This is a genomic window from Bradyrhizobium guangdongense, assembly GCF_004114975.1.
Lineage (GTDB): Bacteria > Pseudomonadota > Alphaproteobacteria > Rhizobiales > Xanthobacteraceae > Bradyrhizobium > Bradyrhizobium guangdongense.
Map to the genome: position 1 here is coordinate 401,456 of NZ_CP030052.1, position 15,903 is coordinate 417,358.

At 56.0% G+C, this 15,903-nt stretch carries 13 protein-coding genes and 2 pseudogenes; 9 read left to right on the forward strand and 6 right to left on the reverse strand.

The window, feature by feature from the left end:
• The first annotated feature begins 58 nt into the window (after positions 1-58).
• The 3 genes and pseudogenes from X265_RS37530 to X265_RS37540 all read left to right on the forward strand — a co-directional run bounded on the left by X265_RS37530 (position 59) and on the right by X265_RS37540 (position 3,442).
• A pseudogene (locus X265_RS37530) lies at positions 59-1,164 on the forward strand (IS630 family transposase).
• A gap of 610 nt (positions 1,165-1,774) precedes the next feature.
• A complete protein-coding gene (locus X265_RS37535; RefSeq protein WP_128929975.1) occupies positions 1,775-3,106 on the forward strand; it encodes a type II toxin-antitoxin system HipA family toxin in 1,332 nt (443 codons plus the stop codon).
• A 9-nt stretch (positions 3,107-3,115) separates the two neighbouring features.
• Positions 3,116-3,442, forward strand: coding sequence for a helix-turn-helix domain-containing protein (locus X265_RS37540; protein ID WP_128929976.1), 327 nt, complete (start codon positions 3,116-3,118; stop codon positions 3,440-3,442).
• 647 nt (positions 3,443-4,089) lie between these two features.
• On the opposite strand, the pseudogene leuD reads toward X265_RS37540, so the two are convergent.
• The 4 genes and pseudogenes from leuD to X265_RS42465 form a co-directional block, all read right to left on the reverse strand.
• Positions 4,090-4,724 (reverse strand): annotated as a pseudogene (gene leuD / locus X265_RS37545) (3-isopropylmalate dehydratase small subunit).
• A 9-nt stretch (positions 4,725-4,733) separates the two neighbouring features.
• Complete coding sequence (gene leuC, locus X265_RS37550) at positions 4,734-6,143, reverse strand: 3-isopropylmalate dehydratase large subunit (protein ID WP_164933598.1); 1,410 nt, start codon at positions 6,141-6,143, stop codon at positions 4,734-4,736.
• Positions 6,144-6,317: 174 nt separating this feature from the next.
• Positions 6,318-7,097, reverse strand: a complete 780-nt coding sequence (locus X265_RS37555) for an HpcH/HpaI aldolase family protein (protein ID WP_206733115.1) — start codon at positions 7,095-7,097, stop codon at positions 6,318-6,320.
• A gap of 281 nt (positions 7,098-7,378) precedes the next feature.
• Positions 7,379-7,765 carry a helix-turn-helix transcriptional regulator gene (locus tag X265_RS42465; RefSeq protein ID WP_128929979.1) on the reverse strand — a complete coding sequence of 129 codons (387 nt, stop codon included), beginning with the start codon at positions 7,763-7,765 and terminating at the stop codon, positions 7,379-7,381.
• 139 nt (positions 7,766-7,904) lie between these two features.
• Between X265_RS42465 and gcvA the strand changes: the two genes are divergently transcribed.
• From gcvA to X265_RS37590, 6 genes are all read left to right on the forward strand, one after another.
• Positions 7,905-8,780, forward strand: coding sequence for a transcriptional regulator GcvA (gcvA, locus tag X265_RS37565; protein WP_128929980.1), 876 nt, complete (start codon positions 7,905-7,907; stop codon positions 8,778-8,780).
• Between the two features lie 270 nt (positions 8,781-9,050).
• Positions 9,051-10,121 (forward strand): ABC transporter substrate-binding protein, encoded by a 1,071-nt coding sequence (locus X265_RS37570; protein WP_128929981.1) that lies wholly within the window; start codon positions 9,051-9,053, stop codon positions 10,119-10,121.
• Between the two features lie 240 nt (positions 10,122-10,361).
• Positions 10,362-11,234 (forward strand): branched-chain amino acid ABC transporter permease, encoded by an 873-nt coding sequence (locus tag X265_RS37575; protein WP_128955133.1) that lies wholly within the window; start codon positions 10,362-10,364, stop codon positions 11,232-11,234.
• 61 nt (positions 11,235-11,295) lie between these two features.
• Positions 11,296-12,240: a branched-chain amino acid ABC transporter permease gene (locus tag X265_RS37580; RefSeq protein WP_206733114.1), complete on the forward strand. Its 945-nt coding sequence runs from the start codon at positions 11,296-11,298 to the stop codon at positions 12,238-12,240.
• Positions 12,237-12,992, forward strand: coding sequence for an ABC transporter ATP-binding protein (locus X265_RS37585; protein WP_128929984.1), 756 nt, complete (start codon positions 12,237-12,239; stop codon positions 12,990-12,992). Before X265_RS37580 ends, X265_RS37585 begins: the two co-directional genes overlap by 4 nt.
• Positions 12,985-13,692 carry an ABC transporter ATP-binding protein gene (locus tag X265_RS37590; protein ID WP_128929985.1) on the forward strand — a complete coding sequence of 236 codons (708 nt, stop codon included), beginning with the start codon at positions 12,985-12,987 and terminating at the stop codon, positions 13,690-13,692. The genes X265_RS37585 and X265_RS37590 overlap by 8 nt, the downstream gene beginning before the upstream one ends.
• Positions 13,693-13,746: 54 nt before the next feature.
• Here X265_RS37590 and X265_RS37595 read toward each other — a convergent pair whose 3' ends face one another.
• Entirely contained in the window at positions 13,747-14,526 is a 780-nt protein-coding gene (locus X265_RS37595; RefSeq protein WP_128955134.1) for an SDR family NAD(P)-dependent oxidoreductase, read from the reverse strand.
• A 72-nt stretch (positions 14,527-14,598) separates the two neighbouring features.
• Positions 14,599-15,501: an isocitrate lyase/PEP mutase family protein gene (locus X265_RS37600; RefSeq protein ID WP_128929987.1), complete on the reverse strand. Its 903-nt coding sequence runs from the start codon at positions 15,499-15,501 to the stop codon at positions 14,599-14,601.
• Between the last annotated feature and the right edge of the window lie 402 nt (positions 15,502-15,903).

A 15,903-nucleotide genomic window follows, 5' to 3' on the forward strand; every position in this document is an offset into this window, starting at 1 on the left:
TGGAACGCAAGTTCATCACATTAGTTGATGGCTCGAATCTTTGTAGAGGAGAGCGCTTGTGGGGAATGCAGGTGTGAGAGGCCGGCCGATCGCGCCGTTAGTGCTCAGTCCGCAGGAGCGCACGTACCTAGAGAGGCAAGTTCGTCGTCATCGTGTCGCGCGGTGCTATCTGAGCGATGCCGCGCGATCCTGCGATGTGCGGATGGCCTGCCAAGCAAGTCTGTGGCTGCTGAACTCGGCATCCATGAACACACCGTTGGCAAGTGGCGCCGTCGGTTTTTTTAGAAGGATCGCTGTGATGGCCTGCTTGATGAAGCCCGCCCGAGCCGCCCTCGCACCATCGACGACGATCAGGTTGCTGAGGTAATCGAGCGGACATTGCGTACGACGCCGGCCGACGCGACGCACTGGTTGATCCGCTCGATGGCTGCGGAAACTGGCTTTTCCCACACCACGATCCGCCGAATGTGGTCGGCGTTCAGCTTGCAACCGCACCGTAGCCAGACATTCAAGTTGTCGAGCGATCCACTGTTCGTCGACAAGGTACATTGTCGGCCTTTATCTATCCCCACCGAACCGAGCCGTTGTCCTCAGCGTTGATGAGAAAGCCAGATCCTGGCACTCGATCGCGAGCAGCCGGTCTTGCCGATGATGCCTGGGATGCCAGAACGTCGCACGCACAGTTATGTGCGACATGGCACGACCACACTGTTTGCCGCGCTCGATGTCGCTTCCGGCTTTGTCATTGGCAAATGCTACAAGCGTCATCGGGCGGTCGAGTTCTTGAAGTTCCTCAAGGAAATCGACGCTCAAATCCCCGAGGGGCTTGCGGTCCACATCGTCATGGACAACTACGCCACCCACAAGACACCTAAGATCAAGGCGTGGCTCGCTCGCCGGCCGCACAACCATGTCCACTTTACGCCGACTTCCGCGTCATGGATCAATCAGAACGAGCGCTGGTTCGCTGAACTCACCAGAAAGCAGATCCAGCGAGGTGTTCACACCTCCGTCAGACAGCTCGAGGCCGACATCCGTACCTTCATCGAACTGCACAACAATAACCCGAGGCCCTTCAAATGGACCAAGTCTGCAGACCAGATCTTGGCTTCCGTCAAACGCTTCTGCCACAAAGCCCAGCAGACTTTATGCGGCGAACTTTAGATTCACGTGACTAGGGGGGCGTGCGCATTAATCCTCGTTGATGTGCGGCTCGTTCCTATTTCGAAGCCTTTATGTAACGGCAGCAAATGTCGCGCAGCTTTCGCGGAATCGAGCAGTCTTGCACGATAGTGAGAAGCGGGCCGTGGTGAGATCGGGGACCGTACATGCATGCGCCCGGGAAGACCACAGTTTGGATCGGGATAGCGCGCATCTCGTCGTACGAGTGCCGCTTACTCAGTTGATGGTAAAAGTCCGTTCGGGCTTTTGATGTTTGAGCGTGCGACGCTCCATCATAACAGCCAGCCTTTGCGCTTTTTAGGTCTTGCCGAAGGAGGCGCCCTCTGGGTCCTCTGGCCGGGTCCGCTCTTCAGCATGAAGCCCATCAGAATGAGAGCTGAATACAGGGCTGCGCCGTCACCGCACTTGATCGCGGGGCGAGCATCTCTGAGGGGCCGCTCAGTCCGTGGTGGCGGCGCAAAGATCCGGCAGGCCAAAAGCATGATGGGCAACGACTGCAGTGTCCGAACGGATCCTCCGCTATTAATACTTCCATTATAATGGGTTGATTCTTGAGCTCACCTGCCATATACATCCCTAAAGGGATTTGTAAATGGACCTGACTGTAGAAACTTTCATAGAAGGCACGTGGCACGAGGCGGCCATTGTCAACTTGGAAGCCCCCGAAAAGGGCTACACGACGCCTTCCAGAACTAGCTACGAAATGGGCTATTTTGCCAAGTTCGGCGCCATTCCATTTGCGGAAGACCGTCCCCTTAAAGGCGTACATGCTTACTCGATCAACGCCCCAGTCGATCTGGTGGATCGCGCAGCAAGCACCTGGCCAGCTTTTCTACTGGACCTAATTCCTCAAGGTCACCACGCCGAGAGGATCGCGCGATTTCTGAACCTTCCGGTCGAGGCGCCTTCTACCCAAGTCCATCTTCTCATGAGAGCTGCGAGTTCTCCCGTCGGCAATATTCGCATCAAAGAAGCATATGATCAGGAGGTCGAACGTCTTCAGGACATATCGGTCGCGGGAATCACTATGGAAGAAATTCTCGATCGGAGCGATGCGTTTCTCGAAGTTGCTGATCGCTTTTCCTTGCTTGCCTCGGGTTCGAGTGGGCTGCAAGGTGACTGGCCCAAGGTGTCACTGACTCGCTCCCGAGACGGACTTTGGTATCCGAATTCGATGGTCCCGGACGCGGACGCCCTCGAATTTATCATCGTAAAGCTTCTGCGTAGTGATGAGCCGGTGGATCAGCGGATCCTGGAGTCTGAATCGGGCTATTCGGTGGTCGCAAAAGAGTTTGGCGTCAACGTCGAACGCACGAGCACCTACGGCAATGGTGTGCTTGTCATTCCACGGTTTGACCGCAGGGTGACGTCGGGTGGTCTAATCCGCTACGGACAAGAGAGTCTGGTCTCTGCGATTGGCGTTGCGGAGTTTGCATTTCAGAGCAGGCACGAAACTTATCTGAAAACAATCCAACAGGTCTCGTCGTGTCCGCTGGAGGACACGACGGAGTATCTGCTGCGAGATGTCTTGAACCTGGCTATGGGCAATCCCGATAATCATGGTCGAAACGCCGCGCTTAGAAAATTCCCGGATGGAAGCATACGTCTCGCCCCCTTGTTCGATTTCGCACCAATGAAGATCGCGACAGCGGGCATCGTCCGTTCCACAAGGTGGGGGTGCATGCTCGATGGTGGAGGACAGGACACCAATCCTGATTGGAGGCTCGTCTGTGAGACAGTTTCTAGCCCCAAGGTGCCCGCCCACAAATTGATGTCCGCTTTGGCAGCTAAGGAAGATCTTCTCCGGGCCCTTCCAGAGATTGCAAGAAAGTGCGGCGTGCCGGTCTCCGTCGTGACGAATGCAATCATTCGCAACGAAGATATGGCGAACGGTGTTGCCAAACTGCGCAATGTGACAGATTAGGCGAGCCTCATGGCCAGATGGCGTAAACCTACGAAAGAGGAGATCCGAGATCGTCGCGCCGCAATTGCAGCCAAAGCGCGCGCGGGTACTCTCCGCTTGCCGGAGGCTGTCGCCGAGATGCGTCAAGCCCTCGGGCTCACCCAGATTGAGTTCGCCCGACTGTTTAAGCTGACACCGCGCCAAGTCGCCGACATTGAAAGAGGAGCGGCCAATCCTACTGCGCAAACGCTAGACAAAATAGGTCGCGCATTCGGTTTCCAAATCGGCTTTATTCCGATCGCTGCTGGGGCGACAACGGCCTCTCGCGAAGATGAGAAATCTGCCGGGCCACATTGATGATGAGCGCGTCTCGAACCGAATAGATTCTTCCGAATGGCCATTCGTGAGGAATCTCTTTGGCGTGTTCGCAAACGGTCCGTAATGCTCTGGAGTTTTGAGGAGGCGCAAATCCGGTACGCTGGTCTATTTCAAGATGACACTGCCGGTGTGCCGGGCGAGCCCTTGGCCGACCAAAGGAGCGACGCTGATCGCAAAAAACAGCGGCAAGAGGTTGCGTCGAAGTGCAATTCTGCGAGATCTTGGCCTCTTTTCATCCACCTTGGTCGCCTTCGAACATCTTCGGCCGGTCGGCTTCCCCGTGGCGTTGCTGCAAGATCTTCGTTCAAACTTGACTGGAGGACGAATGTCTTGAACTGAAGAACTGACCTCGTACCCAGGAGGACAATGTCATAATCTTGAGCCGTGGGGTTCACAAACAAAGACAGCGCTCCATATCCCCAGCGAAAGTCGCGAGGCTTTTCGCATAGGAGAGAAGCCGAGCCCGGGCTGGATGCGCGTTAAACCCAAGCTCGCTCCAAGAGATTCGTATCATCAAATGTCGTGGAATGCGTAACCATTTGCGTCTTTTCGTTTCCGCTAGCGTTCACCGGACGACAGAGCCTTGAATTGCCAAGGCTCCCACCACGAAACTGACGTCATCAGCTCTACGGCGATCGGCCAAAAGATGACGTGGGGCGACGCATCCATGGCCGCGCGACCCCGTCGAAGGCCTCGAATGCGTCGATATCGCTGACATAACGCAGCGTCAGCTGGATATCGTCGAGCCCTTCAAGCAATGCTGTCCGACGCGAAGGCGACACGACAAACGGTATCGATAGCGAACACGACATCCTGATCTCACATCGCTCAAGATCGACCTTAATTTCACGCCCGGGGTCTTTCGCAAGCGCGCCTAGGATTTGCTCATAGTCGGCTTTGGGCAATGTGATCGGAAGAACGCCATTCTTGAAGCAGTTCTCGAAGAATATTTCCCCGAAGCTCTCGCGATAACGCAGCGAATACCAAATTGCTTCAGCGCCCAGACTGCTGCTTCTCGCGAGCTGCCGCAGCCAAAGTTATCGCCTGCCACGAGGATCGAGCTGCTCCGAAATGGCGGAATATTCAGCACAAAGTCGGCGCGTTCGGATCCGTCGTCCTGAAATCGGCTGTTGGCGAACAGGGCCTTACCCAAATTAGCGTTCGCAGAACGCATGAAGCGGGCAGGGATAATTGCATCTGTATCAATATTCGGGTCCGCCAGCACTGCGGCGACACCTTCCAACGTCACAAACTTTTCCATTTGCCGCCTCTATGCGTGCGCGAGCTTGCGAACGTCGGTGATGACACCCGTCACGGCGGCCGCCGCCACCGATGCCGGACTTGCAAGATGCGTGCGGCTATTTGGTCCTTGGCGATGCTCGAAGTTGCGATTAGAGGTCGCCATGCAGCGCTCACCTGGCGCGACTTGGTCGTCGTTGATCCCCAGACACATTGAACACCCGGCCTCTCTCCAGTCGAAGCCTGCATCGAGAAATACTTTGTTTAGACCGAGGGCCTCAGCCGCGCGCTTGACCGACGTCGATCCAGGCACAACCAGCGCCCGCACGCCTTTGGCGACCTTGCGCCCCTTGACGATGGCCGCTGCCGCCTGAAGGTCCGATAGGCGGCTGTTGGTGCAGGATCCAATGAAGGCGACGTTGATCGGAATGCCTTCAAGAGGCTGATTAGGTTTGAGGCCGATATAGTGCAGCGCCTGCTCCGCCATGGCGCGACGGACAGGATCGCCAATCAACACGGGATCTGGGATGTTTTCGTCGATACCTACGACATCGCCAGGTGTTGTCCCCCACGTCACCTGGGGGGCAATCTCGCTACAGTTAACCCTGATTTCCTTGTCGAAGAGAGCTTGCTCGTCTGTGTTAAGAGTGCGCCACTGATCTAATGCGGCCTGCCAATGCGCACCTTTGGGAGCATAGTCGCGGCCAGCGATATATTCATACGTGGTATCGTCCGGCCCGATCATGCCAGCACGTCCACCAAATTCAATGGACATGTTGCAGATCGTCATCCTGCCTTCCATGGACATCGCACGAATGACGGGTCCGCAATATTCGATGGCATATCCGCGCGCCGCCTGTGTTCCCTCTTTGCCGATCAAGTAAAGTATGAGGTCCTTGGCACAGACATCCTTTCCCAGACGTCCGGCGAACGTCACCCGTAGCGCCTTTGGCTTGCGCTGAAGTACGGTTTGGGTTGCTAGAACGTGCTCGACATCGCTTGTGCCAAAACCCCACGCATAGGCACCGAGCGCGCCATTTGTTGGTGTATGGCTGTCTGCGCAAACAACAGTCATCCCTGGCGTGATAAGCCCGAGCTCCGGCGCCACGACGTGTTCGATACCCTGCCTGGCATCAGCCAAGTCAAACAGCTCAATTCCGTGTTCGCTGCAGTTCCGTTCCATCAAGGTGATTAGCTCGCGCCCCTCGGGGTTCGAATCGACCGTGCGCCCAGGACGTGTCGAAACGATGTGATCCGTGACACCGAAAGTGAGATCAGGTCGACGCACAGATCGCGAGGCGCGCCGTAGCCCATCAAATGCTTGTCCGCTCGCCGATTCCTGGATGATGTGGCGATCGACATAGAGCAAGAAGACGCCGTCACCCATTTCCCGGATGACATGACTGTTCCAGATCTTTTCAAAGATAGACCGCGGTTGGATCATGTTACACCATGGCCGAGTTGCTCCCACGCTAAGAGCGGGTAGGCTTCACGCCAATTGCGTGATCGGCGACACCGGTCTTGATGCAGGAGGAGCTCGTCGACTAGTAAGAAATTGCAATTTCGAGCGGATGAGGGCTTATGGTCCGGTCGCCCACTTTTTGATATTTAGTCCTTACCCCTTCAGGCCCGATGCACCGGTAACACGGGACGGCTCTCGACTGAGCAGTCGAAACTTCTCAACCCAAGACTTGGCCTGGAACGCCAATGCGCGAGCGTCAGTGGAAAGCGTGACGAATCGAAAGCCACGCGTGACCATGCGCCACGCTTGTTCGGGACCAGGTGCGAAAATGCCTGCAATCAGACCCTTCTTAATGCACCCCTTCAAAACGCGATCGATGGCAGCGTCCACCTCGGTATCAAACTCCTCCAGCTGCGGCTTCCTGTTCAGGGACAGCGAGAGATCGCCTGGTCCGATATAGACACCATCCAGACCTGGCACATCAAGAATACTCTCGATGTTGGCGACGGCTTCAGCGGTTTCAATCATAGCGATGACGCTGAGCTCCCGGTTCGCATGCGCAGCATAGTCCTCGCCATAGGCCGTCGCCGCACGGACGGGGCCTAAGCTGCGCTGGCCCATCGGTGGATATTTGCAATATTGGACGAGGCGCTCAGCGTCCGCTGCCGTGTTGACCATAGGGCATGTCACACCAAGAGCACCTGCATCAAGCGCTTTCATGATGATTGCCGGGTCGAGCCAGGGGATGCGTACCAACGGGAGCACGTCCACGGCCGTAATGGCTTGTAGCATCGCGACGGCGGCATCGTACCCGATGAGACCATGCTGCAGGTCAAGCGTGATTACGTCGAAGCCTTGTCGAGCATAAAGTTCTGCCGAAAACGCATCGGGGATCGCGCAATAGCCGTTCAGTAAATGGCCATTTTCGGCCATGCGGCGATTTAGTCCTCGAAAGGGGGCCATAAGGAAGCTTTCTTTGCTGTGAATATGACGACTGGCCTCGATATCCTGTTGACGGCTGCTGGCATCGGAATGTCGTCGACGCCGCGCGCAACAAGTACACCACTGACCGCGTGATCACTTGACTGCTCCGATTGCGCCGGCAACCGCGCCTTGTTGTGCGCCGGAGCGGATTAGACCCTCAAGAACTCTAGACAAGCTTTTGCAAAAGGTCTGTCGCCAGTGGCGAACTTCTCATGCGCTCGATTTGCCAGCTAGCTGGTGGCTACCGCAACATAGCGCTTTGGCGTCACGCCGTGGACACGCTTGAAGTGCTTCGTGAAGTGACTTTGGTCAACGAAACCGACCTCGTAAGCTACTTGTGCCGCTGGCTCTCCCTGAAGAAGAAGATCAGCGCCGCGCGCGACGCGCCGTTTTATCAGATAGGCATGGGGCGTTACTCCCAAATCTCTTCGGAATGCCCTAATCAGTTGAAAGATACTTGCGCCCGTCTGACGCTCAAGATCGCGAAGCGTAATCCTGATCTCAGGGCTCTTCTTAATAAACGCGAGCGCAACTTCTGTAATGCTTCCGTCAGGGTCGCCGGGCGGAGCAGAGAATGCGTCTGCCGATACGACTGCCGTTTCCATCCCACAAGTCATGTCCAACTCTTGCTGCAGTGGACGAGTTTCATCGCGGGGCTGAGGATGAAGGCGATCAGCATGCCGCGCAAAGCAAGTTAACTGATGACTTGCATGAGTTTTTGCGATATAAGCGAAAACCTAGGGAGAATAATGGGTTATGGGCCAATACTTGCCCATGAATGCGCTACGAGCCTTCGATGCTGCGGCGCGTCATGGCAATTTCAGTCGAGCGGCGGAAGAGCTTTGCATTACCCAAGGGGCCGTCAGCAGGCATATCGCGGTACTTGAGACCCACCTCGGAATAAAGTTATTTGTTCGTAAGCATCGTCGCATCGAACTGACGGAAGAGGCTCGACGATATCATAAGCGGCTTCAGGTTGCGTTTGACGAGATAAGGTCCGCGACGTCCGAGATCTGCGCGTCGTCAAAACACAATGTCCTAAAGCTTAGGTGTTTACCCACCTTTGCCATGCGCTGGTTGATCCCTCGCCTCGCGAGGTTTCGCGAGCAATATCCGCAGGTGGAAATTCAGGTCTCAACCTCACAACAATCCCCTGCCAATTTTGAAGCGCAAGGCATCGATGCCTCGATCGAGTACGGATTGGGCCAGTGGCCTGGGCTCGAGGCCAAACATCTGTTCGACGAACTGCTCATCGTCGTATGCGGCCCCAAGCTTGCGAATGGAATGCCGGTCCCGCGCTATCCGCACGAACTCGATCATCACGTTCTTCTCCATTCCTTGCAGCGCCCGGATTTTTGGCGGCAATGGCTCCAGACTGCAGGCGCGCCGCAGGTCCCGGCCAACACGGGCCTACGATTTGAAAACTCGGGGCTCGCGTGCCAAGCAGCTATCGACGGCCTTGGTATTGCAATTGTGCATCTTCCCTTGATTGAAAGGGATCTCGAAACCGGCCGACTGATCGCACCGTTCAATCTCATTGTCCGCAACCAGATGGCATTCTATCTCGCTTATCCAACCGAAAAGAGCGATTTGCCGGCACTTGTCGCGTTCCGCGCAATGGCTGCTCGGTGAGGCGGCGGCAACCGTCAGATCCATCGATCTGAAATGGACGGGAAAGAAGCGACTCTCAGCCCCGGACATGGACCTTGTGACATCCGCGTAATATAGCGTGAGCAGCCCTTAACTGGTCTGCCCTCCGCGACCTGCGACTAACAGTCCCGGCGTCCCGCAAGATTATACAAGAATGCACTCCTCTAATGCCCTCTATCTGGGCCGAACGATGGGCGCAGTCGTCGCCTTGCTTGCGGCGCATGGCGGTGCACAAATAGGGGGACGGAAACAATGAAGCGCTTCAGCTTGCTGGCCTTCGCGGCGGTTCTTGCCTCACTGTCCATTTCTACAGATGCGCATTCTGCCGAGGTCAAGATCGGCATCATCGGCTCTTTTAGCGGCCCCTATGCCGAGTGGGGCGTCCAATTCAAACGAGCCGTTGACCTCTATGTCGAGAAGCACGGAGGAAAGCTTGGAGGCCACACCGTTGAGGTCCTCTATCGTGATTCTGGCGGCCCAAATCCCGCTCGAGCGAAACAACTCGCTCAAGAGCTGATCACCCGAGAGGGGGTACAATTTCTCGGCGGTATGGACTTCACGCCTAACGCGGTAGCCGTTGCCGATGTTGTGACGCAAGCGAAAATTCCCTTCGTCATTTTCAACGCAAATACCGCAGATACCACACGTAAATCGCCATATTTTTTAAGAGTGGGCTGCACCATCTGGCAATTGGCGTATGGCATCACGCGCTATGCTATTGATCAGGGCAAGAAGAAAGCTGTTGTCTTTGCCGTCGACTACGCCCCCGGTCACGACGCAATTGCAGCTTATGATGCCAATTACGGCAAGCTCGGCGGCAAGATCGTCGATGTCGTAAAGGTGCCTTTGGATACAACTGACTTCTCCAGCTACTTCCAGCGGCTGCAGGACGCGAACGCTGACGTTCTATTTACGTTCGTCCCGAACGGGCCCATCTCCGTTGCACTGTTCAAAGGGTATTTCGAGCGCGGCTTGGCACAACGGGGCTTGCAGTACTTTGGCCTCGGTGAAACCGAGGAGGCACCCCTCGCGGCATTGGGACAAACCGGCGAACTGGCCATCGGTGTATATTCCTCTCTCTTTTATGGTCCTCATTCGCCAGAAAGCACCGCGAATAAGGAGTTCGTCAATGCGCTGGAAGCAAAATACGGGAAGGGCGCCATACCTAATATCGGGACCGTTGAGGCGTGGGACGGCATACACCTGATCGCCCATATGACCGAAGCAACCGACGGGAAACTTGATGGTGAAAAAGCCTTGGCGGCCGCCAAAGGGTACTCCTGGGAGAGCCCGCGCGGATCGATCCGGTCGAACGGGACCTGATCCAAAACGTCTATATCCGAAAGGTCGAGAAGATCGACGGCGTCCTCGTAAATAAACAGGTCGCCGTAATTCCGAATCTCAAAGATCCCTGGAAGGAGGCCAATCCTGCCTCGCGCTGACGACGTTTAGGCGCGCGAAAATAGGGGAGTAGAATCAGGCCGCATGACTCCAGGCCAATGCGGCGGGACGTAATGGCCATTGGCAGCATGCTTGTGATGCAGGCGGTGTTTGAGGGATCAAGTGAATAGCTACTGGACGACGGGTATATCGCTTTTGATCGACGGCCTGTCCTTCGGGATGATCCTCTTTCTGATCTCCTCTGGCCTGACGATCACGCTCGGCGTGATGCGTCTTCTAAACATTGCACATTGTGGTTTCGCCATGATCGGCGGTTACACTGCACTCTCGCTCGTCAATCATTTTGGCCTGGGTTTGCTCGCCGCGCTTCCGATTGCTGTTGCAATCACGGCGATACTCGGGGCCATTCTTGAACGGACCGTATATCGATGGATCTATGAGACGAGTGCTCTCGGTCAAATCCTGATGACAATTGGCCTCACATTCATAATGATCGCCTCGATCAACGCCGGTTATGGCTCGCTGACGCATACATTACCAACGCCTGAATTCCTGGCGGGAGCATGGCATTTTGAAGAGATATCGATTTCTGCTTACCGTAGCTTTCTTTCAATCGTCAGCCTGACAATCGCAGGCCTGATTTGGTACGTCATCGAACAGACCGATTTTGGCGCCCGCTTGCGCGCCTCCGTCGATAATCCGCGCATGGCTCGCTGTGTCGGGATCAATGTGCGGCGGGTGTTCGCTCAGACCTTCGTTGCTGGGTGCGCGTTAGCGGCCATAGCCGGCGTACTTGGAACGCAGATGCTGCCGCTGCAGCCATACTATGCCACGAACTATATGGTCATGGTTTTGATCGTCGTTGCGGTTGGCGGCTTTGGCAGTCTCAAAGGATCGCTTATCGCCGCGCTCGGCTATAGCATCTTCGATACCTATTTTCGCTATCTCTTTCCGGCGGCCGGCGCTTTCGGCATCTACATTCTTCTGGCCCTCATTCTGTCCATTCGACCTTTTGGGCTTTATGGCCGTGCTTAAGGTAACTCCCTCAAAGGACACACCTAAACGGGACATCGCCGCGTCCTTTGGATCCCACCGCTTGGGACTTAGCGATGCGCTGGTGTGGGCGCTTGCAATTTTCGCTTATTTCTTCTTGGGCGCCTATCACCAGCTCGGCACCCAAGTCATCATCATGATCATCTTGGCTCTGTCGCTCGATCTCGCCATCGGTTACTCTGGAATCGAAAGTTTAGGTCATGCCGTCTTTTTTGGTATCGGAGCCTACGCCGCCGCCCTTTTTGCGCTCAATGTTTTATCTGAACCCTTGACCGGCCTTGTGGTAGGAGGGCTAGCTGCCGGCGCGTTCGGCTTCGTCACGGGTTTGCTGGTTCTTCGTGTTCGCGGCTTGACTCAAGTCATCCTCACGATCGCCATTGGTGCCGTCGTCCTCCAAGTTGCGACAACCTGGAAATCAGTAACGGGCGGAGATGATGGCCTTGCGGGGTATCAGGTCGCACCCATCTTGGGACGTTACTCGTTCGACCTCTATGGCCATACTGCCTATCTCTATTCGCTTTGCGTGCTGGCCTTCGTGTTTGCCCTTGCCCGGATCTTGGTAAACTCGCCATTTGGATATGTTCTGCGTGGGATACGCGACAACGACCAACGCATGCGCATGCTAGGCGTACCGGTCGCCGCACGGTTGCTTCTCATCTATTCGATTTCGGCAGCAATAGCGGGTGTGGCCGGTGCAATTTCCGCACAAGTCACCGGGCTTGTCGCAACCGACTCACTCTCATTCCTGCTATCCGGAAACGTCCTCATCATGTTGCTAATCGGCGGGATGGGGCGCCTGACCGGCGCATTCATTGGGGGCATTATTTTCGTCATTTTTTCTGATCGGGCCGCGGCGATAGACCCCTTCAATTGGTTGTTTATGCTGGGTGGACTCCTCATTCTCGCCGTCAGGTTTACACCTCAAGGCGTTGGTCCCTGGATTGATCGTATGGGTGGCTATCTCCTCGATCGCAGGCGGAAACCATGAATGATACGGTCCTCGAAATCGTCGGTCTGCACAAAAGCTTCGGTGCTCTCGCCGTCACGCGTAATATCAACTTCCGCCTTGAGATTGGTGCAAGACACGCTCTGATTGGTCCGAATGGCGCAGGAAAGACCACCCTTGTAAATCTCATCACGGGAGCGTTGGCTCCATCCTCTGGGTCGATCCGACTTGAAGGACGTGACATCACACGGTATTCGCCGCAACGCCGAGTCTCTCTGGGGCTCGCGCGAACGTTTCAAATAAACTCGCTATTCCCGTCCATGACGGTGGTCGAAAATATTGCCCTCGCGGTCGTTGCAAATATGCATATCGACGCAAAACTGTGGGGCGCGCTCAATAGGCGCAAGCAGGTTCTGATCGAACTCGAGCGGCTCCTAGACGTTTTTAACCTCAGTGGTTCGGCATGCCAATTGATTTCCAATCTCGCATATGGTCAACGGCGGCTCGTTGAGCTCGCGCTGGCGCTGGCTCTCAAGCCAAAGGTGCTCATTCTCGACGAACCTGCTGCTGGCTTGCCGAAAGAAGACAGCGGAAAACTTTCGGAATTGCTGCGGCGGTTGCCCGCCGACCTCGCAGTCATCGTCATCGAGCACGACATGCAGATCGTTTTTGGTTTCGCTGACCGTATCACGGTGTTGGCAGAGGGAAGCGTGCTGACGCAGGGAACCCCGTCCGAGATTCGAGCAGATGCTAAGGTACGAGAGGTTTACCTCGGACAGGCGCGCAATGACTGATTTGCTGAGACTGGAAGCTGTCACCGCAGGATATGGCTATGGCGCCGCGGCTATTGAAAACGTGGCTCTTTCGCTCCCGAGAGGGTCGTCATTGGCCGTGTTGGGACGCAATGGTGTCGGCAAGACGTCCCTGCTTGCGACCATTATGGGCCTAACGCAAATGGCCTCCGGCAAGATCACATTTGACGGCGGCGAGATCGGAGGCATCGATACCTACGAGCGGGCTCGCCTGGGCCTCGGTTACGTGCCTCAGGAACGAGAGATCTTTCCTTCCCTGACGGTAGAGGAAAACCTTTCCGTTGCAAGGGTTGATCGGGGAAAGTGGAACATTGAATCCGTGTTTGAGCTATTCCCCCGGCTTGCTGAGCGACGGCAGAACTTCGGAAATCATTTGTCGGGTGGAGAGCAGCAGATGCTGGCTGTCGGCCGAGCGCTCGTCAGCAATCCCGCTTTGCTTATTCTCGACGAGCCGTTCGAAGGATTGGCTCCGGTCATTGTTGACCAGCTTGTGGAAGCGCTCAAACGCATCAGAAAAGAAAGCGATATGACGTTTATCCTCGTAGAACACCATGTTGATCTAGCGCTGTCACTAACGGTCCAGGCCCTAATTCTGGATCGAGGCCAAGTGGTTTGGAACGGCAAAAGCAACGATCTGGCGGGCAATAAGTCCGTTCTATCGAGCCTCGTTGGCATCAGCTAGGGAGGTAGACGACCTCCGATTACATACCTACCGGCAACGATACCAGTGCCGAGGTTACGGTACGGGACAATTGCCTCCATCGACATTAATGGCTGTTCCCGTTACGAACGAGGCTAGGTCCGAGGCTAGAAAGCAGGCCACATTCGCAACCTCGGTCACAGTTCCAAGCCGACCGAGACGCACGCTCTTTCCTTTCTGCAAAACGAAGTCTTCGTAGCTCGCTTGCGGTGCGGTGGACCGGTGCATTCGTTTCCACTGGTCGGTTTCGATCGATCCAAGGCAGATGGCGTTGATAAGGACGTTATCCGGCGCGCATTCGTTAGCCAGCAGCTTCGTCATGGATAGGCCGGCCGCCCGGCTCAGCGCCGACGGAGCGGCGCCGGTACCGGCCTTTGCCGCAATGCTGAGAATATTGACAACTCGTCCCCAGCGTCTTGCTCGCATTCCAGAGAGGCAACGCTGAGTTAAGTAAAGTGCCCCTCCGACTTTCAGCATGAAATCGGACTGGAGTGCGTCCCACTCAACTCCCGATATTGGCTCGTGGGCAGCGTTGCCTGCGTTGTTAACGAGGACGTCAACATGACTGAAGTCGGGGGAGAGCCTCGACCAGGCCTGGTCAATCTGCAATTTGTTTCCGAGATCACATGAGATTCCAATCACGCGCTGACCGGTTGTGCTACTTATCTGGTCGGCGGTATCACTCACTTGTTGTTTATCTCGGGCGAGAATTGCAACAGAAGCGCCGGCCTCGGCGAACGCCAGAGCTATCGCTCGGCCAATGCCTCGGCTTCCGCCCGTTACGATTGCGGTTCGGCTTTTCAGCGAAATCTGCACTAAACTATCCTTGCTTGCTCTAGCACCGAGATTTCCATCGCAGCAGTCCGAAAATGCGGAACCGCGGACGAGTTACGTGGCGGGCGCAGAGGCCTGGGACCGGGCAACTTTGTCGAGCGCCTGCCAGTCTCGAAGTCCGACCGCCTCAGCAAAGGCCGCGCGAGCCGCCGGAAAATCGGCCAGTGCCGGGAGAGGGGACCCGTCGGCCGTGGACAACAACAACCCTGCGAGCGCGCTCGCCATCGCTTCTGTGGTCCGCAGCATCAAATAACTCGGATAAGCGATAAGATCGTAGCCCATCACAAAGAGATCTTGTGCCCGCGGCAGTTGCGCTTTCCCATCTTCAGTTAGGGCAAGCAGCTGGTGTTTCCCCCGGAAGGCACTCCCAACCGTCACGAGATCGTCATGTGCTTTCAATCCTGGAATAAATACACCATCCGCGCCCGCGGCTAAGCTGCGCTCCGCTCGCTTTAGGGCGCCATCTAGGCCAAGCGTTGTTAAGGAGTCCGTGCGGGCGATAATCAACATGTCGCCTGAACTGCGGGCATCAACAGCTGCCCGAAGCTTTGTTTCGAATTCTGCCATCGCGACAACAGCAGGAGCAGGATTATCGCCGGGTTGCTTGCTCGGGCGAGCCTGGTCCTCCAGGATCACGGCGCCAACACCAAGCGCCTCGTACGCGCGGATCATGCGAACAACGCTCTTGATGTCACCGTAGCCGTCATCGCCATCGGTGATGAAGGGTAGATCGGAGGCCGCCGCAATATCCTGAATACCGGCGACCATCTCGCCAAGCGCCGCAATGCCTAGGTCCGGCAACCCGTAACGGGCAGCAAGCATTGCCGACCCACCAATTGCAAACGCTTTGAACCCAGCCCGCCCTATCAGCCGGGCGGCAAAAGCATCTTGAGCAACCGGAAGGACGAGCGGTCGTCCGGCTTCCATGACCTTGCGCAGAGGAATACGAGCTTTCAAAAGACACCCAATGATGCGAGTACGGCAACGACGCGAGTCCGACAACCGTGAAAGCGGTTAGTGAAGGTCGCTCCAGTGCAGAAGACCATCGTTGGACTCAGCACGTTTCATAAAGCACGTGTACTATCAACCGACAGGCGCCGGCATCACTAGGAGAAAATTGCACGATGGGCTGCCCCGATAGCATTGCAATTTCTTGCTAGCGGATCAGCGCCTAAAACCCTGTACTCGCGCAAAATCCTGTGGCGACACGGCGGGCCTCAGGGCTAGTACTGCTCAAGCCAGAGGAGAACGTCGCACTCTTCTTTCATGGACGAGGTCGCATGACGAGTGGCCACCTTAGCTAGCCAAAGGGTGCGCCATGCCATAGTGCACTCAGCCAAGCGCGTGGTCTCTTGGTTC

Coding starts and splice junctions, on each gene's coding strand:
- X265_RS37535 (WP_128929975.1), top strand. CDS start 1,775: ATGGACCTGACTGTAGAAACTTTCATAGAAGGCACGTGGCACGAGGCG.
- X265_RS37540 (WP_128929976.1), top strand. CDS start 3,116: ATGGCCAGATGGCGTAAACCTACGAAAGAGGAGATCCGAGATCGTCGC.
- X265_RS37555 (WP_206733115.1), bottom strand. CDS start 7,097: ATGGCCGAAAATGGCCATTTACTGAACGGCTATTGCGCGATCCCCGAT.
- X265_RS42465 (WP_128929979.1), bottom strand. CDS start 7,765: ATGACTTGTGGGATGGAAACGGCAGTCGTATCGGCAGACGCATTCTCT.
- gcvA (WP_128929980.1), top strand. CDS start 7,905: ATGGGCCAATACTTGCCCATGAATGCGCTACGAGCCTTCGATGCTGCG.
- X265_RS37570 (WP_128929981.1), top strand. CDS start 9,051: ATGAAGCGCTTCAGCTTGCTGGCCTTCGCGGCGGTTCTTGCCTCACTG.
- X265_RS37585 (WP_128929984.1), top strand. CDS start 12,237: ATGAATGATACGGTCCTCGAAATCGTCGGTCTGCACAAAAGCTTCGGT.
- X265_RS37590 (WP_128929985.1), top strand. CDS start 12,985: ATGACTGATTTGCTGAGACTGGAAGCTGTCACCGCAGGATATGGCTAT.